The organism is Sphingomonas sp. GM_Shp_2 (genome assembly GCF_026540875.1).
In the GTDB taxonomy this organism is placed as follows: domain Bacteria; phylum Pseudomonadota; class Alphaproteobacteria; order Sphingomonadales; family Sphingomonadaceae; genus Sphingomonas; species Sphingomonas carotinifaciens.
Genome location: NZ_JALNUQ010000007.1, coordinates 105837 through 113112, shown reverse-complemented (window position 1 = coordinate 113112; position 7276 = coordinate 105837). Strand labels below are relative to the sequence as shown.

8 protein-coding genes are annotated in these 7276 nt (G+C 67.6%); 6 read left to right on the top strand and 2 right to left on the bottom strand.

All coding sequences use genetic code 11. The annotated features are described in order from the left end of the window. Positions 1–174 precede the first annotated feature (174 nt). Positions 175–1374, bottom strand: coding sequence for an ADP-forming succinate--CoA ligase subunit beta (gene sucC / locus OXR08_RS04485; RefSeq protein ID WP_112383792.1), 1200 nt, complete (start codon positions 1372–1374; stop codon positions 175–177). Between the two features lie 143 nt (positions 1375–1517). Here sucC and OXR08_RS04480 point away from each other — a divergent pair, with 143 nt between their 5' ends. Further along, positions 1518–2039 (top strand): sterol desaturase family protein, encoded by a 522-nt coding sequence (locus tag OXR08_RS04480; RefSeq protein ID WP_267348018.1) that lies wholly within the window; start codon positions 1518–1520, stop codon positions 2037–2039. Positions 2040–2044: 5 nt separating this feature from the next. Then, positions 2045–2398: a pilus assembly protein PilZ gene (locus tag OXR08_RS04475; protein WP_235904062.1), complete on the top strand. Its 354-nt coding sequence runs from the start codon at positions 2045–2047 to the stop codon at positions 2396–2398. A gap of 45 nt (positions 2399–2443) precedes the next feature. On the opposite strand, the gene OXR08_RS04470 is transcribed toward OXR08_RS04475, so the two are convergent. Next, the gene (locus tag OXR08_RS04470) at positions 2444–3379 is read right to left on the bottom strand and encodes a ribose-phosphate pyrophosphokinase (protein ID WP_267348014.1); all 936 of its coding nucleotides are present in this window, start codon (positions 3377–3379) and stop codon (positions 2444–2446) included. Between the two features lie 107 nt (positions 3380–3486). On the opposite strand from OXR08_RS04470, the gene OXR08_RS04465 reads away from it, so the two are divergent. From OXR08_RS04465 to ribD, 4 genes are all read left to right on the top strand, one after another. After that, on the top strand, positions 3487–4818 hold the full coding sequence (locus OXR08_RS04465) for a glutamate--tRNA ligase (RefSeq protein ID WP_267348012.1): 1332 nt from the start codon (positions 3487–3489) through the stop codon (positions 4816–4818). Positions 4819–5069: 251 nt separating this feature from the next. Continuing rightward, complete coding sequence (locus OXR08_RS04460; protein WP_267348010.1) at positions 5070–5741, top strand: TonB family protein; 672 nt, start codon at positions 5070–5072, stop codon at positions 5739–5741. 228 nt (positions 5742–5969) lie between these two features. Beyond that, complete coding sequence (locus OXR08_RS04455) at positions 5970–6317, top strand: hypothetical protein (RefSeq protein ID WP_112383787.1); 348 nt, start codon at positions 5970–5972, stop codon at positions 6315–6317. Beyond that, positions 6314–7276: a bifunctional diaminohydroxyphosphoribosylaminopyrimidine deaminase/5-amino-6-(5-phosphoribosylamino)uracil reductase RibD gene (gene ribD / locus OXR08_RS04450; protein ID WP_267348034.1), complete on the top strand. Its 963-nt coding sequence runs from the start codon at positions 6314–6316 to the stop codon at positions 7274–7276. The genes OXR08_RS04455 and ribD overlap by 4 nt, the downstream gene beginning before the upstream one ends.

The window sequence follows — 7276 nt, the reverse complement described above, 5'->3', positions numbered from 1 at the left end:
GGGCTCCTTCCTGTCCATGGCGGATCGTTTTCACCGGTCCACTTGGGAGTTTTGCGAGGGTTTCGCAAGTTCACTATGGTGGATGACCGTTCGCCATCCGTCTCTTCCAGAACGAAGAAGGGCCCGGACGTTTCCGTCCGGGCCCCTTATCGCATCGGTGATGACCGTGGCGCGTCAGGCGACCTTCTGCACCTCGGCGACGATCTTCTTGGCCGCGTCGCCCAGATCGTTGGCGGGGACGATGGCGAGGCCCGAGTTCGCCAGGATCTCCTTGCCCTTCTCGACATTCGTGCCCTCGAGGCGGACGACGAGCGGCACCTGCAGGTTCACTTCCTTCGCCGCGGCGACGATGCCGTCCGCGATGATGTCGCAGCGCATGATGCCGCCGAAGATGTTGACCAGGATGCCCTTCACCGCCGGATCGCTCAGGATGATCTTGAACGCCGCCGTCACCTTCTCCTTGTTGGCGCCGCCGCCGACATCGAGGAAGTTGGCCGGGAACATGCCGTTCAGCTTGATGATGTCCATCGTCGCCATGGCAAGGCCGGCGCCGTTGACCATGCAGCCGATGTCGCCGTCGAGCTTGATGTAGGCGAGGTCGTACTTCGACGCCTCCAGCTCCATCGCGTCCTCTTCGGTGGTGTCGCGGAGTTCCATCAGGTCCTTGTGACGGAACATGGCGTTGCCGTCGAAACCGACCTTGGCGTCGAGCACGACCAGCTTGCCATCGTCGGTGACGGCGAGCGGGTTGATCTCGATCTGCTCGGCATCGGTGCCCAGGAACGCGTCGTACAGCTTGGACGCGACGCTGGCGGCCTGCTTGGCGAGGTCACCGGTCAGCTCCAGCGCAGCGGCGACCGAGCGGCCGTGATGCGGCATGAAGCCGGTCGCGGTGTCGATGTCGATCGAGTGGATCTTCTCCGGCGTGTCGTGCGCCACAGTCTCGATATCCATGCCGCCCTCGGTCGAGGCGACCATCGAGACACGGCCGGTCGCGCGGTTGACGAGCAGCGCGAGGTAGAATTCCTTGGCGATGTCGACGCCGTCGGTCACGTACAGGCGGTTGACCTGCTTGCCGGCGTCACCGGTCTGGATCGTCACCAACGTGTTGCCGAGCATGTCGGCAGCGGCCGCGCGAACCTCGTCGGCGGTCTTGGCGAGGCGGACGCCGCCCTTGGCATCCGGGCCCAGTTCCTTGAACTTGCCCTTGCCGCGGCCGCCGGCGTGGATCTGCGCCTTGACGACGTAGAGCGGTCCGGGAAGCTTCTTGGACGCCTCGACAGCCTCGTCGACCGACAGGGCGGCAAAGCCCGCGGGGACCGGTACGCCGAACTTCGCCAGCAGTTCTTTCGCCTGATATTCGTGAATGTTCATGGGCGACCTCGCCTTGTGCTATTATCTAGGACGGTTGACAGCCCTTTCGCACAGGGAGCGAAGCGAATCCACCCCGGATTTTGCGGAATTCAGCGCACTATTGCAAACGCATCGCAATATATATAGGAAAGTCGAAGAATTTCATGTCCTGGTCCATCGGCATCCTGCTCCTCGTCGCCACCGTGATCGGCATGGAAGGCTTCGCCTATGCGGCACACCGCTGGATCATGCATGGTCCGGGCTGGTTCCTGCACGAAAGCCACCATCGCCCGCGGACCGGCAGCTGGGAGTTGAACGACCTGTATGCGGCGATCTTCGCGGTGCCGTCGTTCGTGATGATCCTGGGCGGCGTGCAGCTTGGCTGGTGGCCGGGCTTTACCTGGATCGGGGCGGGGATCGCGGCCTATGGCGCGATCTATTTCGGTTTCCACGACGTGATTGTGCACCGGCGGCTGCCGACGCGGTACCTGCCCAAGTCGACCTACATGAAGCGGATCGTGCAGGCGCACCGGCTGCATCACGTGGTGGAGACGAAGGAGGGCAATGTCAGCTTCGGCTTCCTGGTCGCGCCCCGGCCCGAGGACCTGAAGGCCGAGTTGAAGCGGCGGCGCCATGCCGGGGTACGCGCACCCAAAGCGGAGGCCGGTGCGTTTCCGGAAAAGTAACCACCATGGCCGTAGAGCGAGTCGCGATGGAACATCCGGTCTTCACCCCGCCGTTCGAGCCGGTCGCCGGCCAGGAACTCCGCCAGTCGCTGCGCCGCAAGGTCAAGATGCGCGCGCATCTGCGCGACAAGGGACAGACCCGGTTCGAGATCGACGTGGTCGACCTGTCGCAACAGGGCTTTCGTGCCGAAACCAGCTTCACGCTGTGGCCGGGCACGGTGGTGTGGCTGACGCTGCCCGGCCTCGCGCCGCTGGAGGCGGTGGTCGCATGGCGGGACAAGTTCAAATATGGCTGCGCCTTCGCCAAGCCGCTGCACCCGGCGGTGTTCGAACATATCGTCGGCCTCGGCAACCGCTGAGGCGGCGACCCTCTACCCCCGACCGAGGAAGAGGGTTCGGGCGTATCAGTCGAACAGCGAGGACACGCTGGTTTCGTCCGCGATGCGCTTGATCGCCTCGCCCAGCAGGGGGGCGATGGCGAGGTGGCGGATCTTGGGGGTGGTGCCGATCGTCTCGTGATTGCCGATCGAGTCGGTGATGACCAGCTCGCGCAGGGCCGAGCCGTCGACCCGCGCGACCGCGCCGCCCGACAGCACGCCGTGGGTGACATAGGCGACGACGTCCTCGGCCCCCGCCGCGCGCAGCGCCGCGGCGGCGTTGCACAGCGTGCCGGCCGAGTCGACGATATCGTCGATCAGGATGCAGAAGCGCCCCTCGACATCGCCGATGATGTTCATCACCTCCGACTCGCCGGCACGCTCGCGACGCTTGTCGACGATGGCGAGCGGCGCGTTGTCAAGTCGCTTGGCCAGCTGGCGGGCGCGCACCACGCCGCCGACGTCGGGCGAGACGACCATCAGGTTCTTGCCCCGGAAGCGGGCCTGGATATCCGCGCTCATCACCGGCGCGGCGTAGAGATTGTCGGTGGGGATGTCGAAGAAGCCCTGGATCTGCCCGGCGTGCAGGTCGACCGAGAGCACGCGGTCGGCGCCCGCGACGGTGATCAGGTTGGCGACCAGCTTGGCCGAGATCGGCGTGCGCGGGCCGGGCTTCCGGTCCTGGCGGGCATAGCCGAAATAGGGAACGACCGCGGTGATCCGCTTGGCCGACGCGCGCTTCAGCGCGTCGATCATGATGAGCAGTTCCATGAGGTTGTCGTTGGCGGGAAAGCCCGTCGACTGGATGACGAACACGTCCTCGCCGCGGACATTCTCCTGGATCTCGACAAAGATCTCCTCGTCGGCGAAGCGGCGTACCAGCGCCTCGGTCAGCGGCACCTCGAGATAGTTCGAGATCGCCTGCGCCAGTGGCAGGTTCGAATTGCCCGTCATCAACTTCATGGTCGTCGGTCCCCGCAGCCCGGTCGTGATGCGCGCCCCTTAACCATGGTGTCACATAAGCGCAAAGTGCTTTGCCGCATCGCCGGGCCCCGGTTATGGCCACGCGCATGACCGTGACCCGCTTCGCGCCGTCGCCCACCGGGCGGCTTCATGTCGGCAATATCCGCACCGCCCTGCATAACTGGATGTATGCGAAGGGGAATGGCGGCCGTTTCCTGCTGCGCATCGACGACACCGATGCCGAGCGCAGCGAGGAACGCTTCGTGGACGCGATCCGGGCCGATCTGGCGTGGCTGGGCATGGAGCCGGACGGGGAGGTGCGGCAATCGGCGCGGTTCGCGCTGTACGAATCGCGGTTCGCCGAACTGGTTGCGGCCGGGCGCATCTATCCGGCCTATGAAACCGCGCAGGAACTGGACCTGAAGCGCAAGGTGCTGCTGGGGCGGGGATTGCCGCCCGTCTATGACCGGGCGGCGCTTCGCCTGTCGGAAGCGGAGCGTGCCGCGCTGGAGGCGCAGGGGATACGCCCGCACTGGCGGTTCAAGCTGGATCATGACGCGCCGATACGCTGGGACGATGCGGTGCGTGGGTCCCAAAGCTTCGATCCTGCGACGATGAGCGATCCCGTCATTCGGCGCGCGGACGGATCATGGCTGTACATGCTGCCATCAGCGATCGACGACATCGACATGGGGGTGACGCAGGTGGTGCGCGGCGAGGACCATGTGTCCAACACCGCGCTGCAATTGCAGATGTTCGACGCGATGGGCGCGACCCCGCCGGACTTTGCGCATGCCGCGCTGCTGACCGGGGCGGAGGGCAAGCTGTCCAAGCGGCTGGGATCGCTGGGCGTCGATCACTTCCGCGAGGTCGGGCTGGAGGCGCAGAGCGTCCGCGCGTTGCTGGCGCGGATCGGGACCAGCGATCCGGTGGAGCCGGTGGCGGACATGGCACCGCTGATCGCGACGTTCGATTTCGCCCGCTTCGGCCGCGCGCCGGCGCGGTTCGACGAGGCCGAACTGGCACAGCTGAACGCGCGCATCGTGCACCAGTTGCCGTTCGAGGCGGTCGCGGATCGCCTGCCCGCCGGCATGGGCGCGGCGGAATGGGATGCGGTGCGGCCGAACCTGTCGACGGTGGCCGAAGCGGCGGACTGGTGGGGCGTGATCGAGGGACCGGTCGACGCGGAGATCGCCGGGGAGGATCGTGCCTATCTGGCCGAGGCGGCGGCCGCGGCGGCGGCGATCGACTGGGCGGGCGATCCCTGGCACGCGCTGACCGACCGGTTGAAGGGGACGAGCGGGCGCAAGGGCAAGGCGCTGTTCCTGCCGCTGCGCCTGGCGCTGACCGGCCGGGCGCATGGACCGGACATGGGCCAGTTGCTGCCGTTGATCGGGCAGGCGCGGGCGGTAGCGCGACTCGGGGCGGCGGCGGGCTGACCCGGCGCGTGCCGTGGAAGTGGACACTACACCCCCCACTGCGTGTCCACTTCCGATCTCGTTACGCTGCCTTGTCGGAAGCAGCGGACTGGCGGGCGTGTGCCGGATCATGGTGACGTCATAGCGGACCGACACGCTGTAGGAAAACGGCCGCTTGCGCGAGTCTCGTTATGATGTACCATCGCATCCCGCGGCAAGGTGTGGCCGTGGGGCGTCTCAAGGAGTGATCGTCAGCGAAGGAGGCAAGCGTCATGTATGCGGATCGTCACGCACGTGAATTCCATCCGGCCAGCCTGTCGGTGGCCGTCGGCGTCAACGTCGTCCTGATCGGGGCGCTGTTGTTCGCCAATCCGCCATCGGTGTTCAAGAAGCCGCCGGACACGACGCTGACCACGACGAACATCCCGCTGCAGCCCCCGCCGCCACCCGAACCGGTGCTTCCCGAGATACAACCGCGCGAGAGCGTCACGCCGCAACCGGCACCCCGGCCGGTACCCGATCTGACCATGCTGCCCGTGGACGTCGCGCCGGCCGGACCGGTGTTTTCGCCGCCGCCGCCTTTGCCGCCGGTCGAGGGCGGCGTGATCGGCGGCACGGGTACCGCGCGAGTGGTCGATCCACCCAAGCCGCCATCGGTGTTCACCGGGCCGCAGGTCGATCCGCGCTATGCCGGGCAGTTCCAGCCGCCCTATCCATCCGCCGAGCAGCGGATGGGCGAGGCCGGGCGCGTGGTGGTGCGGGTGCTGGTCGGAACCGACGGGCGGGTGCGGCAGGCGGAATGCGTGACCGCGAGTTCGGACGGCTTCTGCCGCGCGACGCGTGAGCGGGCGCTGGCCAAGTGGCGGTTCAAGCCGGCGACGCGCGACGGCGTGGCGGAAGAGGCGTGGCGGACGATGTCGGTGACGTTCGTGCTGGAGGATTGATGCTGGGGTTGCTCCCTCTCCCCTGCGGGAAGCATCAGCTGAACAGCGCCCCGCGCTGTTCAGCCCATGCCGGGGGCATGGGCGACCTGGTGCTGGTGGGAGGGTGAGGGGCAAACCAGCAGTGTTGCACTGCTTGGCGGCCCCTCACCCCAACCCTCTCCCCGGAGGGGAGAGGGAGCTGGTGTTTGGCCCTTTATCCGCGGCCCCCAAATCCCTATCTTCGGGCCCATGTCGTTCTTCGGCCGCTTTTCGCCCCGCCGCGCCTATCAGGATCTGCGGCTGTTTCTGTCGCATCGCCAGCCCTATGAACTGGGGTTCCTGGCGCTGGCGGTGGGGATCACCGGCTTCTTCGTCTATGCCTTTGCGCGCGACGATTATGTGCCGGTGCCGTACAAGCCCGACATCGTCTATGTCGAGCAATGGTCGGCCGATCGCACCGACGCCGAGATCGTCGCGCAGCAGAAGATCGACTATTTCAAGAAAAAGAAGATGCTGGCCGAGCAAAAGGCCGCCGAAGAGGCCAAGCGCGCCGAGTTCAAGAAGGTGGACGACGCGTTGAGCCGGTGGGGTATCTGAGCGACGATCATCGCTGGATGGGCGCTGCACTGGCGCTCGCCTCGCGCGGGCGCGGACGGACGGCCCCCAATCCCAGCGTCGGTTGCGTCATCGTCGCGAACGGCCGCGTGGTCGGGCGCGGATGGACGCAGGATGGCGGGCGGCCGCATGCCGAGGCGATGGCGCTGCGGCAAGCGGGCGCTGCGGCAACCGGCGCCACCGCCTATGTCACGCTGGAGCCGTGCGCGCATGTCTCGGCGCGGGGGCCGGCCTGTACCGACCTGCTGATCGCCGCGGGCGTCGCGCGGATCGTGGCGGCGATGGGCGATCCCGATCCCCGCACCAACGGCAGCGGTTTCGCGCGGGCGCGGGATGCCGGGATCGCGGTGGTCGAAGGGGTTCGGGAGGCCGAGGCGCGGGGCATCATCGCCGGCTTCCTGATGCGGCAGGCATCGGGGCGGCCCTATGTCACGCTGAAGCTCGCCACCTCGCTGGATGGCTGCATCGCGATGGCGGACGGGCAGAGCCGCTGGATCACCGGCGCGCAGGCTAGGGCGCATACCCATCTGGAGCGGAGCCGGCACGAGGCGATCCTGGTCGGCCGCGGCACGCTGGTGGCGGATGCGCCGCGGCTGGACGTGCGGCTGGCCGGGCTGGCGGCGCGAAGCCCGCGCCGCGTGCTACTGTCGCGCCGGCCCGAACCGGGGTGGGAGCATGTCGCGGCCCCGCAGGCGATTGCCGGGCTGGCGGGGGTCGATCATCTGATGGTCGAGGGGGGCGCCGGGGCGGCGGCGGCGTTCCTGGGCGCCGATCTGGTCGATCGGCTGCTGCTGTACCGGGCACCCGTGCTGATCGGGCGGGGCCGCGCGGCACTGGGCGATATCGGGCTGGCAACGCTGGCGGATGCGCATGGCCGATGGCGGCTGGCCGATGCACGCGCGCTTGGCAGCGACCGGCTCGAGGTCTACGAGCGCGGCTGA

Bases quoted from the DNA above. Each gene is read 5' to 3' on its own strand.
- sucC (WP_112383792.1), bottom strand. From the start codon at position 1,374: ATGAACATTCACGAATATCAGGCGAAAGAACTGCTGGCGAAGTTCGGC.
- OXR08_RS04480 (WP_267348018.1), top strand. From the start codon at position 1,518: ATGTCCTGGTCCATCGGCATCCTGCTCCTCGTCGCCACCGTGATCGGC.
- OXR08_RS04475 (WP_235904062.1), top strand. From the start codon at position 2,045: ATGGCCGTAGAGCGAGTCGCGATGGAACATCCGGTCTTCACCCCGCCG.
- OXR08_RS04470 (WP_267348014.1), bottom strand. From the start codon at position 3,379: ATGAAGTTGATGACGGGCAATTCGAACCTGCCACTGGCGCAGGCGATC.
- OXR08_RS04465 (WP_267348012.1), top strand. From the start codon at position 3,487: ATGACCGTGACCCGCTTCGCGCCGTCGCCCACCGGGCGGCTTCATGTC.
- OXR08_RS04460 (WP_267348010.1), top strand. From the start codon at position 5,070: ATGTATGCGGATCGTCACGCACGTGAATTCCATCCGGCCAGCCTGTCG.
- OXR08_RS04455 (WP_112383787.1), top strand. From the start codon at position 5,970: ATGTCGTTCTTCGGCCGCTTTTCGCCCCGCCGCGCCTATCAGGATCTG.